General features: G+C 60.9%; 15 protein-coding genes. 8 read left to right on the top strand and 7 right to left on the bottom strand.

Annotated elements, in window-relative coordinates; all coding sequences use genetic code 11:
• The first annotated feature begins 78 nt into the window (after positions 1-78).
• The 3 genes from GOQ25_RS12630 (at position 79) to GOQ25_RS12620 (ending at position 3,739) form a co-directional block, all read left to right on the top strand.
• Complete coding sequence (locus GOQ25_RS12630) at positions 79-2,550, top strand: penicillin acylase family protein (protein WP_160350807.1); 2,472 nt, start codon at positions 79-81, stop codon at positions 2,548-2,550.
• Positions 2,551-2,782: 232 nt separating this feature from the next.
• Positions 2,783-3,370, top strand: a complete 588-nt coding sequence (locus tag GOQ25_RS12625; RefSeq protein ID WP_160350846.1) for a flavin reductase family protein — start codon at positions 2,783-2,785, stop codon at positions 3,368-3,370.
• Between the two features lie 114 nt (positions 3,371-3,484).
• Positions 3,485-3,739, top strand: a complete 255-nt coding sequence (locus GOQ25_RS12620; RefSeq protein WP_160350806.1) for a hypothetical protein — start codon at positions 3,485-3,487, stop codon at positions 3,737-3,739.
• A 67-nt stretch (positions 3,740-3,806) separates the two neighbouring features.
• Here the strand turns inward: GOQ25_RS12620 and GOQ25_RS12615 are convergent, their stop codons facing one another.
• The gene (locus tag GOQ25_RS12615) at positions 3,807-4,949 is read right to left on the bottom strand and encodes an FUSC family protein (RefSeq protein ID WP_160350805.1); all 1,143 of its coding nucleotides are present in this window, start codon (positions 4,947-4,949) and stop codon (positions 3,807-3,809) included.
• Between the two features lie 67 nt (positions 4,950-5,016).
• Positions 5,017-5,844, bottom strand: coding sequence for a class III extradiol ring-cleavage dioxygenase (locus GOQ25_RS12610; protein ID WP_160350804.1), 828 nt, complete (start codon positions 5,842-5,844; stop codon positions 5,017-5,019).
• Positions 5,845-5,946: 102 nt separating this feature from the next.
• On the opposite strand from GOQ25_RS12610, the gene GOQ25_RS12605 reads away from it, so the two are divergent.
• A complete protein-coding gene (locus GOQ25_RS12605; RefSeq protein WP_160350803.1) occupies positions 5,947-6,852 on the top strand; it encodes a LysR family transcriptional regulator in 906 nt (301 codons plus the stop codon).
• 76 nt (positions 6,853-6,928) lie between these two features.
• Complete coding sequence (locus tag GOQ25_RS12600; RefSeq protein ID WP_160350802.1) at positions 6,929-7,165, top strand: DUF333 domain-containing protein; 237 nt, start codon at positions 6,929-6,931, stop codon at positions 7,163-7,165.
• Here the strand turns inward: GOQ25_RS12600 and GOQ25_RS12595 are convergent.
• The 5 genes from GOQ25_RS12595 to GOQ25_RS12575 form a co-directional block, all read right to left on the bottom strand.
• Positions 7,150-8,589 carry an amidase gene (locus GOQ25_RS12595; RefSeq protein WP_160350801.1) on the bottom strand — a complete coding sequence of 480 codons (1,440 nt, stop codon included), beginning with the start codon at positions 8,587-8,589 and terminating at the stop codon, positions 7,150-7,152. The genes GOQ25_RS12600 and GOQ25_RS12595 overlap by 16 nt on opposite strands.
• A 2-nt stretch (positions 8,590-8,591) precedes the next feature.
• Positions 8,592-9,584, bottom strand: a complete 993-nt coding sequence (locus tag GOQ25_RS12590) for a tripartite tricarboxylate transporter substrate binding protein (RefSeq protein WP_160350800.1) — start codon at positions 9,582-9,584, stop codon at positions 8,592-8,594.
• A gap of 209 nt (positions 9,585-9,793) precedes the next feature.
• Positions 9,794-11,056, bottom strand: coding sequence for a TIGR03862 family flavoprotein (locus GOQ25_RS12585; protein WP_160350799.1), 1,263 nt, complete (start codon positions 11,054-11,056; stop codon positions 9,794-9,796).
• 86 nt (positions 11,057-11,142) lie between these two features.
• A complete protein-coding gene (locus GOQ25_RS12580) occupies positions 11,143-11,613 on the bottom strand; it encodes a YaiI/YqxD family protein (RefSeq protein ID WP_160350798.1) in 471 nt (156 codons plus the stop codon).
• 2 nt (positions 11,614-11,615) lie between these two features.
• Positions 11,616-11,879 (bottom strand): hypothetical protein, encoded by a 264-nt coding sequence (locus tag GOQ25_RS12575; protein ID WP_160350797.1) that lies wholly within the window; start codon positions 11,877-11,879, stop codon positions 11,616-11,618.
• Between the two features lie 50 nt (positions 11,880-11,929).
• Here GOQ25_RS12575 and GOQ25_RS12570 point away from each other — a divergent pair, with 50 nt between their 5' ends.
• Genes GOQ25_RS12570 through GOQ25_RS12560 form a run of 3 tightly spaced genes read left to right on the top strand, consistent with a single transcriptional unit; the run spans position 11,930 to position 14,760 of the window.
• Positions 11,930-12,919 carry a sugar phosphate isomerase/epimerase gene (locus GOQ25_RS12570; protein WP_160350796.1) on the top strand — a complete coding sequence of 330 codons (990 nt, stop codon included), beginning with the start codon at positions 11,930-11,932 and terminating at the stop codon, positions 12,917-12,919.
• Positions 12,916-13,581, top strand: coding sequence for a hypothetical protein (locus GOQ25_RS12565; protein WP_160350795.1), 666 nt, complete (start codon positions 12,916-12,918; stop codon positions 13,579-13,581). Before GOQ25_RS12570 ends, GOQ25_RS12565 begins: the two co-directional genes overlap by 4 nt.
• 18 nt (positions 13,582-13,599) lie before the next feature.
• The gene (locus GOQ25_RS12560; protein WP_160350794.1) at positions 13,600-14,760 is read left to right on the top strand and encodes a C4-dicarboxylate TRAP transporter substrate-binding protein; all 1,161 of its coding nucleotides are present in this window, start codon (positions 13,600-13,602) and stop codon (positions 14,758-14,760) included.
• Positions 14,761-14,802: the final 42 nt, after the last annotated feature.

Raw genomic sequence — 14,802 nt, 5'->3', positions numbered from 1 at the left:
ACCGTTATATCTCGATAGCCTGTTTTGTCGTCACGTTTGCCGGGAGAGGGAAGTTCGGCAACTACTGGGAGAGGGGCAATGCGTAGGTTGAATAAAAAGGTCTCTACATGGCTGGCATGTGGACTGGTGGCGCTGTTGGGAGGCTGCGCCTCGACGGGAGGCGACAAACACGCCACCCTTGATATGCCGGGGTTATCGCAGTCAGTCGAAATACTGCGAGATAAATACGGTGTCTCGCATATCTATGCGCAGAATCAAAACGATCTCTTCTTTGCGCAAGGATTCAGCGCGGCACGCGACCGGCTGTGGCAGCTCGACCTCTGGCGCCGTCAAGGTGAAGGCAAGATGGCCGAGCAGTTCGGCCCGCGCTTTATCGAACAGGACCGTGCAGCGCGACTGTTTTTGTATCGTGGTGACTTGCAGACCGAGTTCGCCAGTTATCACCCCGACGGTCAGGCGATCCTGACCGCGTTCGCGCAAGGGATCAACGCCTATGTCGATTGGGTGAAAGCCAACCCCGATCAAATGCCGCCAGAGTTCAAGCTCACAGGCACCGAGCCCGGCTACTGGAGCCCCGAAACTTCGTTGATCCGTCTCTACGGCCTGACCCGGAACCTGACCGCGGAGGTGAAGCTGGCTCAGCAAATCGCGGCGCTGGGTGTGAACAATGTGCAGGCGCTTGGGGTCTATGAGCCGCCCATTGCGTTGCAAGTGCCCGCCGGTTTGAACGTGGCCCAGATCAGCGACGCCGTACTGGCAAACTACAAGCTCGCCCGCGATGGGCAGAAGTTCGAGGCATCGGATTTCCCGCGCAGCCCCTTGGCTGCGGAAGAACGCGAAATCCTGGCCAATACACTGTCCGCGAATCTGATGGCATCGCTGGATCCGGATTTCGATGCCATGGCCCCGCGATATGAAAGCAATAACTGGACGATCTCCGGGCAGCGCACCGCGTCTGGACGGCCTATCCTGGCGGGCGATCCCCATCGATCCATCGCCATGCCTTCATTGCGCTACATGGTCCATTTGAATGCCCCCGGTTGGAATGTGATCGGCGCTGGCGAGCCCGCGCTGCCCGGCGTATCGATGGGCCATAATGAACGCATCGCGTTCGGCTTGACGATTTTCGCGTTCGCGGACGAAGAAGACCTCTACGTTTACGAAACCAATCCCGCCAATCCCAACCAGTATCGCTATCGCGGCGGCTGGGAGGATATGCGTACACTTAACGAAACCATCGACGTGCGCGGTCAGCAACCCGTCACGCGTCAATTGAAGTTCACCCGTCACGGTCCGGTGATCCATGAGGATGCCGCAACTCATAAAGCGTATGCGCTACGCGCTGCCTATCTCGAGTATCCGGGGACTGCGGCTTATCTCGCCAGCCTGCGCTTGAATCAAGCCCAGAACTGGGATGAATTCGTCGCCGGTATGGAACGCCACTACACGCCTAGCGAAAACATGGTCTATGCCGACGTGGATGGCAACATCGGCTGGTTCGGTGGCAGTATTGCCCCGATTCGCCCGCGCGCGGACTGGTCGGGAATGCTGCCGGTGCCGGGCAATGGTGAATTCGAATGGAGCGGGTTCCTCGATCCCAAGGCGCTGCCCAGGGCATTCAATCCACCGGAAGGCTATATCGCCACGGCCAATGAATACAACCTGCCGGCCGACTATCCCTACAAGGATATTTCGAACCGCACCTGGGCCGAACCGTATCGCGTGCAGCGTATCCGCGAAGTTCTGGCCGATGCGCAAGGCCTGGACCTCGAGACCTCGCAAAAGCTGCAGTTCGATAACCTCTCCATCCCCGCGCGCACGCTCACGGGCTATGCCAAATCGCTTAACTCCACCGACCCGTTGGTGGGCGAGGGGCTGCGTCTGCTGAAAGACTGGGACGCACGCACCGAGGTCGATTCCGAGGCCGCTACCGTGTATGAGTTCTGGCTGCCGGAGGTGGTCAAGCGTGTCACCGAGCTATACGTGCCCGCGCAAGGGCACAAGGCCTATGGGGAACTGAAGACCATCAAGGTGTTGGAGAAGCTCGCCACGCCGGATGCGGCCTTTGGTCCGCGCCCCGAACAAGGTCGCGATGCCCTGTTGTTGGCTGCGTTGGGCGACGGTATGCAGAAGCTGACCGCGATGTTGGGCAACGACTCGAGCAAGTGGGAATGGGGCCGTCTGCACCATATTCAGTTCGAGCATAGCTTGGCAAAGATGCTGCCGCCGGACACGGCCAAGGCCTGGAGCACGCCACGTTACGCGGTCAGCGGCGACAATGACACCGTTCACCGCGCAACGTTCCGCAAGTCGGATTTCCGTCAGATCAGCGGCGCGTCCTACCGTCAGGTGATCGACGTGGGCAATTGGGATAATTCGCGTATTCAAAATACCCCGGGCCAATCAGCCGACCCGCGTAGTCCGTACTACCAGAACCTCTTGGAAGGCTGGGCAACTGGCAAGTACGTGCCGATGGCCTATAGCCGCGAAAAGGTCGAGAGCGAGTTGGGAGATAGCCTCGTGCTACGCCCTGGCGCGGCCCGGCAATAAGCGTGTGTAGGGCCTCGCCCTCGCGCGCGTGCCGTGGCAAACCGGTGTCGAGAGCTGTCATCTCTCGGCATCGGCGCACTCAGATGCGCCCGGAGGCTGGTGTTCACCTCGACGCGTCGCCCAGGCGGCGCGTTTTTCGTTGGTCTCTAGATCCATCATGCAAAGGCGGCCGTTCATGCCTGCGTGCGGCGACCCGATTATCATCGCGTTTTCCCAACAAGTTAACGTCACGATGCAACAGTCCCATCTCTCTCCGGTTCCTCTGCCTAAATCGCATCGGCTGCTCAATCATGGCCCCACGGTGCTGGTGTCGGCGTCGCATGAGGGCGTATCCAACGTGATGGCGGCGGCATGGGCGTGCGCGCTGGATCTCGATCCTCCGAAGTTAACCGTGGTGATCGACAAGGCCACCGCCACGCGGCCATTGATCGAGCAAAGCGGTCGTTTCGTCATTCAGATTCCCACGGTGGCCTTATTGTCTGCAACCAGTGCGGTGGGCTCGCGTAGTCTGATTTCTGATCCCAACAAGCTGCAACATTGCGGGATAAGCCTGTTCGATATCGACGGGCGTGATATGCCGTTTGTGCAAGGGTGTGCCGCTTGGCTTGAATGCAAGCTGATCCCGGAGCCGCACAACCAGCAGGTCTACGATTTATTCATCGGGGAGATCGTGGGCGCCTGGTCGGATACCCGGGTGTTTCGTGACGGCCACTGGGCTTTCGAATCGGCGGATTCCTCGCTACGCAGCCTGCACTACGTGGCCGGCGGGCACTATTACGCCATCGGCGAGGCGCTCCCTGTCCAGAAAGACCTGTCCTAGCCGCAGTGCAGAATCGCTCACGAATGTTACTTCTTGCGGATTCTCGGAGTCAGCCATTCCGCACGACCTCGGGTATGATCAAACTATCGTTTCAACCCCACTCAGGAGTATTTCATGACGACACCCGATGCAGGAAAGAAAGCTGAAGAGTTGATCGACGAGGGCGCGGCCAGGGCCAAAGAGGTCGTGAGCACCGTGTCCCAAAAAGCCGCCTCCACCCGCGCGAAAGCCGAGGAAGCGCTGAGCGACGGGCAAGATATTGTCGAGAACGCGTTGGTCTGCGCCAAGGACATGGTGCGAGCCAATCCGATCGCCAGTCTGGCGGTGGTCGCCGCGGTAGCGTACTTATGCGGGCGCCTGCGTTCCTGACATCGATCGGGACACGGTGATCGAAAGGTGGCCTGCTAATTCGGCAAGCCGCCTTTTTTATGGCCGCTTACCGCCGCGGACGATCCGGCGGCATTACGCTTTGATGGTGCAGCGCGAGCGTTTGCCGGTCTTCGATGCTTGATAGCGCCAGCGCCACCACCATCCCAATGATCGCGCCCAGCATCGTATCCACGACACGCTCTGGCGCGAGCGTCGTGATCGCGGCGTTTGGTGCGGCCAAGTGGGTCATCAATAAGGCCATCGGCGTCACCAGCGCCTGAGCCAGCCCATAGTTAAATCCGATGACGACTTCCGTGCAGAACTGAAACATCATCAGCGCTGCGATCAGAATCCAGATCGAAGGATCCTGCTCGAGCAAGAGCCACGCGATCAGCGCGCCGAACACGGTGCCCACCATCCGTTGCAGCGCGCGGTGCATGCTGATGTGCAGATGTCTGCCTTGCATGACGGCCACCGTGCCCATAGCCGCCCACGCGGGAAATTGCAGCCCCAGATGGTCCGCGATGAACACCACTGCCAGCGCCGCCAATGCCATGCGCAGCGTCATACGCCACAGATGACTCATGGGCACATCGGGTTCCACTGGCAGGCCAGGGCGGTCATTGGGCGTATGGCGCAGCCGCTCGCTCAGTATGCACACGAGCCATGCAAACGCCACGGCAATAGCGGTCGCCGCGGTACGCTGTGCGACCTGTTCGAGCGTCAGCGTGTCAGTCATCGACGCGCCTACCGCAAATATGAAAATCAACGGGCCCGGCGCGCCGAACTTGCCTTTGAAACAGATAAAGAGATAGGCGCCGCAACTCACTGCCAGCAACATTAATTGCGCGCTGTGCGACCAGCCCGCCCATGCTGTCGCCGACATTGCCGCGACGGCCACGGTTTGCCAACACGCGCATTGCAGCACGATCGCAATGCGGCTGCGCGTAGGGGCAAATCGCCCGAACAAGGCGACCAGCGCCCCTAACGACGCAAAGCCCATCAAATGCGACCAGGGCGAAAGCTGAAACGCCGCCAACGCAATGCCCGCGGCGATCGCGGCCTGCAGGCCGGCGAGGGCCGAGTTGCGCAGCGAGGCTTGCTTGCCAAGACGCACGCTTTCGGCGATGCGGGAGGCATGCAGCAGTTGTCGCGCCGCGTCGCGTCGCGACGGTGCAGAGGGAGTCGATATCGGTGGTTTATCTTGCATGGAATCGATGATCGACCTGACAACGACTGTGCTAAACGCACGCGGGCACAGACGCCGCGTCAAAGTGTTAGCCGAACCGAAAGGCCGATAGCTGTGTTTCTAGAACCACTTCAGAATACACCTTGGATCCGCGGTCTGTCCCCGCAGCGCCTGCGACCACCATCAGCGGCATCAGATGTTCTTCCTGCCCGGCGGGATGGCAATGGTAGGCGTGGGGCGCCTGGCTCCAATCGCACAATGCGCGGGTACGCTGTTCCGGCTCGGCCTGCACCGCTTGCGTCAGCCACGCATCGAAAGCTTGCGACGGGCCCGTATATCGCGGGTCGCCATAGCCGCGCATGTTATGAAAACTCATGCCGCTGCCCACGATCAATACGCCTTCGTCGCGCAGCGTAGCCAGTGCTTCACCCGCGCGAATGTGCGCGGCAGGGTCCAGATCGCGACGCAGCGACAGTTGCACAACGGGGATATCCGCATTTGGGAACATCAGCTTCAGCGGTATGAACATGCCGTGGTCAAAGCCGCGTTCGGCATTTTGCTCAGCCTCCAAGCCGGCTGCCGACAGGAGTACCGCGATGCGCTCCGCCAGTGCAGGCGATCCCGCAGCGGGATACTGCAGCTCGTAGGTGGACGGGGGGAAACCGGAGTAGTCGTAAATCAGGTCGGGGTGCGCCCCGGCCGTCACGCTGAAATCCTTGGTGCGCCAGTGTCCTGATACCAACACAATCGCGCTGGGGCGCGCGGGCAGCGTAGCGGCAATTCCCCGCAAATACGCGGCCATACGGTCCCACGTATTGGGAGGGTTCCAGTCCATGAAGAAGCAGGGCCCGGCGCCATGCGGGATGAACAGTGTGGGTTGCGCGGTGCGCCCGGGCGCAAGGGTCGGGGTGGTCATGATGAATCGCTGATCGGTTAATGTGATATCACTATATATTTACCCTTTCGAAGAAGGAATATGCCTTTTCGGAACAAGACTTCCAATCCTTGGTGTTAACTGATGCTCGACCGATTCACCAGCATGCGGGTATTTATCCACGCTGCCGAGCAGGGCAGTCTGTCTGCAGCCGCTCGCGCTCTGGCAATGTCGCCCGCGATGGCGACCAAGCATCTGGATGCGCTGGAGGCACGTCTCGGCGTCAGGCTCATGCACCGCAGCACCCGCCGGCTGACGCTGACCGACGTGGGGGTCGACTATCTCGAAACGTGCCGGCACATTGTCCAGGCGCTGGAGGAGGCCGAGCTCGGCGTCTCTGCTCAGCGCACCGAGGCCGTTGGCAAGTTACGCATGAATGTGCCGCTGTCCTTCGGCTTGCGGTTCATCGCGCCGCGTCTGCCGGCGTTTAGTCAGCGCTATCCCCAGGTCGAAGTGGAACTGGGTTTGAGCGATGCGCAACAGGATCTGCGCGAAGGTGGTTGGGACCTGGCTATTCGTATTGGTCATCTGGCCGACAGTTCATTGAAGGCGCGGCGGCTCGGCGATTGTCCGATGCGCGTGTGCGCTGCGCCGGAGTACCTGGCACGGCATGGCACGCCCAAGCGCGCCAGCGATTTGTCGGGGCACAACTGTCTGAGCTATACCTTGTCGTCCGCGCAAGGACGTGGCACTTGGTCTTTTGGGCGGCAGGGCGAGCTACGTGTGCCGGTAAAGGGCACGCTGGTTGCAAACAACGGCGACGCACTGCTGGCCGCCGCGATCGGCGGGCTGGGCATTATCTATCAGCCTGATTTCATCGTCGCGGATGCACTGGCCGAGGGCAAGCTGGTGCCGCTCGATCTCGATCAACCGCCGTTGGATCTGGGTGGTCTGTATGTTCTCTTTCCGCACGATCGCCGCGCACCCGTGAAAGTGCGCGCCATGATCGATTATCTGGTGGAGATTTTCACGCATGGCACGAGCCGTTGACGGCGGGCAGGCGATGCTATGTCAGAGGCAGAGAGACCAGTAAACTGCGGCTTTAAATACTGGATTGGAGCTCGTGATGAAACGGCTGGGTATCGCGGCAAGCCTTTTGCTGCTTGGGGGATGTAGGACGGGCGACAAACAAGCGCCAGCGTCAGTCGGGATGGCCAACCCCGCGTCGGTGTACTGTGCTGAGCAGGGCGGCAAGCTGTCCATCGAGAATCGACCGGCCGGCCAAGTTGGCATCTGCACGCTACCCGACGGTACACAAATGGAAGAGTGGGCTCTTTATCGCCGCGATCATCCGCAGAAATAACGCCGCTCGCACGGGCTTGCGCGCTCGAACGCAGCCGCAGCGCGCAACAGTTCGGCATCCTGACGGAATCGACCGACCAGTTGCAGGCCAACCGGCAAACCGTCGCTCGCCGTGCCGCAGGGCACGCTGATCGCCGGGTGTCCGGTCATGTTGAACACCATCGTCCACGGAAACCAATTCGCCCGCAAATCCTCGTACGGTTTACCATCGATGTCGATAGGCTGAAACAGATCCTGATCTATCGGCAGCGCGGTGCGCGAAAGCGTGGGCGTGACCAGAAAATCCGCACGTTGCAACAGGCCTTGCACGTGATGAAACAGCGCCGATCGCGCGAACATGGCTCGCTGATAGTCCACGCTGCTAAACGCCTGCGCCGATTCCACCTGACGGCGGAATGTCTCGCTAAATAGTGCGGGCTCGCGCGTCACCATATCGATGAACCGTGTTCGCCACACCGTGTGATTCACCGTGCGCCAGACGGGCTCGATATTAAAGGCCGTGGCGTCAAAGGATTCAAGCTGCGCGCCCAGCGCTTGCAGGCGCTGTAATGCCGCGTCGAAGGCGCGTTGGACATCGGCGGCAATCGGGCGTCCTGGCGGCACGGCGCAATACAGCACGCGTTTGCCTTTCAAGTCGTCCGCCGTGCGTACCGCGTCGACATAGTCGGGTTGGTTCACCCCGATGGACCACGGATCGATGGGGTCTTCACCGGCCATGACCTGCAACATCATCGCGGTGTCTTCCACCGTGCGTGTCGTGGGCGTCACGTAAGTCTGGTTGCCGTACACATCCTGGGCCTGGCTATGCGGAATTACACCCAGGCTTTGTTTTAGTCCGACAACGCCATTGCACGCTGCTGGAATACGGGTCGAACCGCCGCCATCGGATGCCACGGCCAACGGCGTGATCATTTGCGCGGTCGCCACCGCCGCGCCGCCACTGGAGCCGCCGCTTGTGCGCTCTGCGCTCCAGGCGTTACGGGTCTGACCGAATAGCGGACTGCGCGTCAGTGACTGGCAACCGAATTCAGGCGTGGTCGTTTTACCGATCAAAATCGCCCCGGCCGCACGCAGCCGCGCCACACTGACCGCGTCATGATCGGGAATGTTGTCTTTGTAGGCCAACGTGCCGAACGTCGTGCGGACATCGGCGGTGTTCACCAGATCCTTGACCGTGAACGGGATGCCATGCAGCGGCCCCAGCTCGCGGCCCGACATCACATCGGCTTCGGCGTGACGCGCCTGCTGCATGGCGCGTTCGCCACAGATCGTGATGAAGCAGTTGAACTCGGGTTGCAGCCGATGCGCCCGCTCGAGCGCAGCGCTGACGATTTCGACGGGGGATAGCGATTTACGCTGGATGGCGCGAGCTAATTGCGCGGCGGTCATCGCGCAGATCGAATCGTTCGTGGTGGATATCGTCATGTTCAATCCATCTTGATGCCGGATTCTTCGACCACGGGGCGCACGGCTTCGCGCTCTTGCACGATGCGTTGCGAGACGGCTTTGGCCGGCATGGGCGAGACCACCAGTCCATTGTCCAGCAAGCGTTGACGCAGAGTGGGGTCTTCAGACGCCTGGATAAAAGCCTTTTCCAGCGCGGCGACGGTCGCATCGGGTGTGGCGGCCGGCACATAGATACCGTACCAACTGGTCGCGGTGCGATAGTCGGGGATGCCTTGTTCGGCAATGGTCGGCACGTCGGGCAACGTGGACAAGCGTTTGGTGCCGCTGATGCCCAGGAACTTGATCTTGCCGCCCTGATACAGCGGCATCATGCTTGCCACAGCATCCCAGCCGATCGAGACCTCTTGGCTTGCCACATCGATCAGCATGGGGGCGGCACCCCGATATGCGACGGGCTCGATGCGCAAACCGTGATTTTTATTCAAGGACAGGGCGCCCAGGTGCCCGGAACTGCCCAAGGTCGCGAGCCCCAGCGTTGTGGGCTTCGGCTGCCGTTTGGCCCATTCCACATATTCGACGATATTGTTGTAGGGCGCGTCGGCCGCCGCCACCACGGCAGTGGGGATCTCGACTAATGCCGCCACGGGCCGCAAATCGCGGTCCGCGTCGTAATTCAGATTCTGATACGTCAGCGGCAACAGGGTGAAGAGCGGAGATCCACCCAGGTACATGGTCAGGCCGTCCGGGGCAGCGGTTTTCACGGCGTTCAGCGCGATACGCCCCGAGGCGCCCGGCTTGTTATCCACCAGCACTTTTTCGAAACCCTGATCCTGCAGCGCCTGCGCGTAAAGTCGCGCGGTGGTGTCGGCCGCACCGCCCGGGGCGAATCCCACGGTGATGGTCGGCACGCCTGCAATAGCCGCAGCCGATTGCGCATGGCCCGAGGCGCTTGCGATGGCACAGGCTATGGCAGCGCCAGTCAAGATAGTGCGTGTGAGGTGGGAAATAGACATTGAAGTATCCTGAGTGTGGACCGAGAAGTCCGACCCGCAGCGGCCACCGTGGCCCATCGCTCGTCGGCGAATAGCGTCCATATTAATGGACGCCAGGGCAGGTCAAGCGCAGAACCAGACGAGCACGCGCGCTGATATAGCGGCGTTCAACCTGGCATAGAGGAGTCGAACCCCTGCGGAGGAACGTTCAACTCCTGACGCAGAGGAGTTCAATCCAGAAAGGCGAGTACGCCTTCGGCAGCCGTGACGCCGCTAGCCAGGCAGGCAGTCAGCAAGTAACCGCCCGTTGGCGCTTCCCAGTCCAACATCTCGCCTGCGCAGAATACGCCCGACAGGGCGGACAGCATGAGTACATCGGCGGTGGCTTCGAGCTTGACGCCACCGGCGCTGCTGATCGCTTCGTCAATGGGCCGCGTGCGCGTCAGCTGCAATGGCAACGCCTTGATGCGGCGCGCCAGCAGCGCCATGTCAGCCCAGGCAGCGGCCTCGGCGCACTCGCGCAGCAACAGGCTTTTTGCGCCCTTCAGCCCTAATCGGCTTTGCAAATGGCTGGATATCGAGCGTGCGCCGCGTGAGTGGGTGACCTGTTGCAGCACCTTCTCGATAGAAAAGTCCGGCAGGAGGTCCACCCAAACACGGGCTTGTCCCTGTGCGTCTATGGCATCGCGCAAGGGGGCGGAAAGGGCGTAGACCAGGCTGCCCTCGACGCCGGATTCGGTCAAGACAAACTCACCACGCCGCCAAGGGCCCGGCGCGCCGGCGACGTCCAGCGCCATCGCCACGGATTTCAACGGCTGGCCGGCGCCGCGCTGACGTAGATGCTCGCTCCAGTTCACCTCGAATCCGCAGTTTGCCGGCCGCAGTGGCGCGACATCCACGCCTTGTTGTTGCAGACGAGGCACCCAGGCCCCATCAGAACCCAGTCGTGCCCAGCTCGCGCCGCCCAGGGCGAGTATGGCTGCGTCCGCACAGACTTTCAGCTCGCCCTGCGGCGTGTCGAAACGCAGTGTCGCCGGGCTAGCGGACTCGTCATCGGCCCAACCGATCCAGCGGTGTCGCATATGAAACCGCACGCCGGCTGCGCGCAGACGCGAGATCCAAGCGCGTAACAGCGGAGCGGCCTTCATTTCACGCGGGAACACGCGCCCCGAGGTTCCGATGAAGGTGTCGATCCCCAATCCATGTGCCCAGCCACGTACTGCTTGAGCGTCCATGCGCCGCAGCCAGTCTGCCACCTTGGCTTGCCGTTCCCCAAACCGGCTTTCGAAAGCCTCAGCGGCTTCGCTATGCGTCAAGTTCAGCCCGCCACGGCCCGCCAGCAAAAATTTGCGTCCCACTGACGGCATACGGTCGTAAATGTCAGCGAGCACGCCATGACGTGCAAGCGTTTCGGCAGCCATCAGGCCAGCGGGGCCGCCGCCGATAATGGCGACACGGACGGAGGGCTGAGCGGGGGCGAGTGAGTCAGACATAAAGGCGAGGATGGAATATGCCTACCGACCCTAGGGCAGGGGCGTGGCCGGAGGCACATGATTTTCGCATGGCCGAGCCGTAAGATTTACTCTGTGGGCTTTGCCGCCAGACGCGACTGACGCGCGAGCAAGGTGTCGAGCTGGTTCGCGAACGATTTGCGGTCGGCCTGACTGAATGCCGAGAATCCGCCCGTGTCGATGCCGTTGGCGCGCAACTCTTCCATCATGTCGCGCATCGTCAGGCGTTCGCTGATCGTCTCTGGCGTATAGCGTTCACCGCGCGGATTGAGCGCCATGGCGCCTTTTTGCAGAACCTCGGCGGCCAGGGGGATATCTCCGGTAATGACCAGATCGCCCGCCGCAGCGTGTTGGACGATGTATGCGTCAGCCACATCGAAACCGCGCGGCACCTGCACCGCACGTATCAGCGCCGAGGGCGGCGTACGCAGCATCTGGTTCGCCACCAGCGTCAACGGAATCTGCCAGCGCTGCGCGGCGCGATACAGGATGTCCTTAATCACGGCCGGGCAGGCGTCGGCGTCAACCCAGATGTGCATGGTCAGGCGTCCAACGCCTTTTGCAGCAGTTCAGCCACCAGCTCGTTGGTTGAAATGCCACGCTCCTGCGCCAGTGCGCGCACGCGGTCGCATTGCGCCTGTGTCAGTTTCAACGGAAACGGCACCAGACCGGCGGCCTGATCTTGTTTGCGTTGCTCACGGCGATCGATCGCGCCACCGGCATTCAGTCGTCCGGACGCGCCGGACTGCTTTAACTGACCGGCCAGCTTAAAGGCCTTGTTTCTTTCAAGTTCGAATTTGTTCATGGGGGTCTCTGGTGCAATACGTGATCATAAGCGGAAAGGGATTGCCCCGCTTGGCCACGAGCCCTGACACGCGTGACGGCCCCGTTAAGAAAACTAAAGCGCGTTGTTTGTTTTTAAAAATGGCGGCGGCTGCCCACATCCCCGACACTGTGACGATCACGAATCAAGCGGAGGTGTGCGTGGCGCGGACGTGCCCATTAATCTCACTGGCGGGCCTGACATTGCCGGCGGTTTCGCCGTTGTTGTTGGCGCAGGTCGCCGCCGACGTGGGCTTTGATGCCGTGGGCGTCAATCTGCTGCGCGTGTGGTATACCGCGTCCGCGCAAGCCGGGCCGTTTACGCAAGAAGTGGCGCGACTGGGTGACGCATTGACCGCAAGCGGTCTGACTCTGATACACGGCGGGCACCTATTGCTCGGTGCATTGGACAGGCCAAGCGCCAAGTCGGTCCTGGCGGCAATGCGTGAGTTGAGAGCCCAATATGTTGTCCTCATTGCAGCGCCTCATGCGCCGCGGGCAATCATCGACGAAGACTTCGCGTTCGTAGCCGCCGAAGCCGCGGATCTGCCCATGCTGGTCGAATTCGCGCCGTACACGGGTTGGCGCACGTTGGCCGATGCGATGCAATTCATCGATGCTCACCAATCGGTGCCGTTGCGGTTGCTGGTCGATGTCCTGCATTTGATGCGTTCGGAGAGCCTTTCGCTATGGACACGCGAACGAGACTGGCCGGTAGGTCTTGTACAAGTCTGTGATGCGCCAATCGCGCTGCCCACACAAGAATCCCTGCAGTTGGAGGCACGTGGCCAACGCTTAGATGTGGGCGAGGGTTCTCTGCCGCTGCAAGAAATTTTTGCGCGCGTGCCACGCCATGTGCCCATTGAAGTCGAAGCTCCCTGCCTGGCCTTACGCAACTTGACCCCACACGCCCGGGCCCGGCGCAGTCTGGCGTGCCTACTTCCCTTTCTGGCCGAGCAGGGCTATCGCCCGCGTGCCGCGCCAGATAGTCCTTCCGATCAATCAAAGGAGAGCATAAGATGAAGTTCGATATCAGCAAACGTCTGCCCGAAGTCGATGAGGCCATAGCCAAAACCGACAACCCCAGGCACCTGGCGATCCTGAACAACTATGTGCGGCATGCGCATCTGGAGGTGATGGGTCTGTGGCATGGCATCGTCGCGCCGGACATGATGGTGCCGCATCCCGTGTACCGCTTTCATTCGCAGGCCGGTCTGCGCGTCATCGACGGCATGCAAGCCGTGCAGAATGAGTACGCCAGCTATGCCGAGCAAGGCAGTTCAGTCATCTATCACACCGAGGGCCAAATCGCGGTCAAAGACGATGGGTTTCTGACGGAATATGTGTCGCATCGGTTCTGGCCCGGTTGGATACTGCGTAATGCCGGCGACGATATCGACGACCCCGATGCCACCTATCTCGTGAGCAATACGCAAGCTATGTGGTGGCCCTACGATGAATTGGGGCGCGTGAAAGAGGAACGCGTCTACCGCGGTGCCGACCGCAGCATACGCAAATGCGACCCGGCCGAAGTCATCACCGCCGCGGAAGCACGCGAAAAACTCTTGCCCCTGACACCACCTGTTTGGGTTATCGGCCAACCCAAACCCGATTGGCAGCCCGGCCAGATCGTTCCCTATGCCACATCGCTCGAAGAAGCGCATGCCATGGCGCTGTATCGCTGAACGCCGCGGGAGGAGACAATGAAAATCAAACGTTTTGCTAATGTCATTCTGGGCACGGTCATCGCTGGCGTGGCTTGCTATGCAAGCCCGACCTTTAGCGCGCAGACGCTGCGATACGCCCATGGCAACCCGCCCGCCGCGCCGTCGGTCAAGGCGGCCGAGCGCTATAAGGAGCTGGTAGAGCAATACTCCAATGGCACGTTGAAAGTCCGCGTGTTCCCCAACTCGCTATTAGCCAATCAAGAAATCTCTGCCGGTCTGCAAGACGGGCTGGCCGATGTCGGGCTGCTGCTCACCTCGTATCATCCCTCCGAATATCCGAAGTTCTCCATGGTCGCGGATCTATCGATGATGGCGACCAGCAGCGATAAGGGATGGAAAGTCGGACTCTATGCGTTCGTCGGCGCGCTTATGGATTATGTGTTCTTCGACTGTCCTCAGTGCCACACCGAGTTCGCGCAGCATAACCAGGTCTATCTGGGTGGGTTCTCGTCGACGCCCTATGGGTTGGCCTGTACAAAACCCGTCGTGACACTCGGCGAAATCAAGGGTCTGTCGATCCGCGCCGTAGGCGCAAGCTGGGCCAGGTGGACAGAGTTCGTCGGCGCCAGGCCCATTACGATGCCGGGTTCCGAAATGCTTCAGGCGCTCGCGCAAGGTGTCGTGGGGTGCGTAGAGACCAATCTCGTCGATCTGATCAATTGGGGTCTGTATGACGTGACCACGGACTTCACCACGGATGTACCAGGAGGCGCCTTCGCGCAAGTCGCGGGCATGCAGGTCAATGCCAATGTGTGGAAGCGGCTCACGCCCCAAGAGCGCACGGCCTTGATGCGAGGTTCGGCTGCTCAGGCCGCCGGGACACTGGCGCTTTACATCGCTCAGGAAGAGGCCGCTATCGCCCGTATCAAGAAGGACGGACGAATGAAGCTGCACAAGCCTGCCGAGGACTTGATGGCCAGGACCCGGGAGTTCGTGGTCCAGGATCGCAACACAATCGTCGCCTATTACGAGAAAAATTTCGGCGTCAAAGACGGAGCCGCCGAAGTCGACAAGCTGGTTCAGAAGTTCGACAAGTGGCTCAATCTGATGCAGAACGTGGAGACCGGCCAGCAGGCGGAATCCCTTTATTGGGATCATCTCTATAGCAAGCTGGATGCGGCGTCATACGGCCTCTGATACGAGCGGCGTGCGAAGAGCGCGGCGTCGCGCTCTTCGTCT

Source organism: Bordetella sp. 15P40C-2 (assembly GCF_009763235.1).
In the GTDB taxonomy this organism is placed as follows: Bacteria; Pseudomonadota; Gammaproteobacteria; order Burkholderiales; family Burkholderiaceae_B; genus Bordetella_A.
Note: the sequence above shows the minus strand (reverse complement) of the source record. Positions and strands in the feature narration are given on the sequence as shown.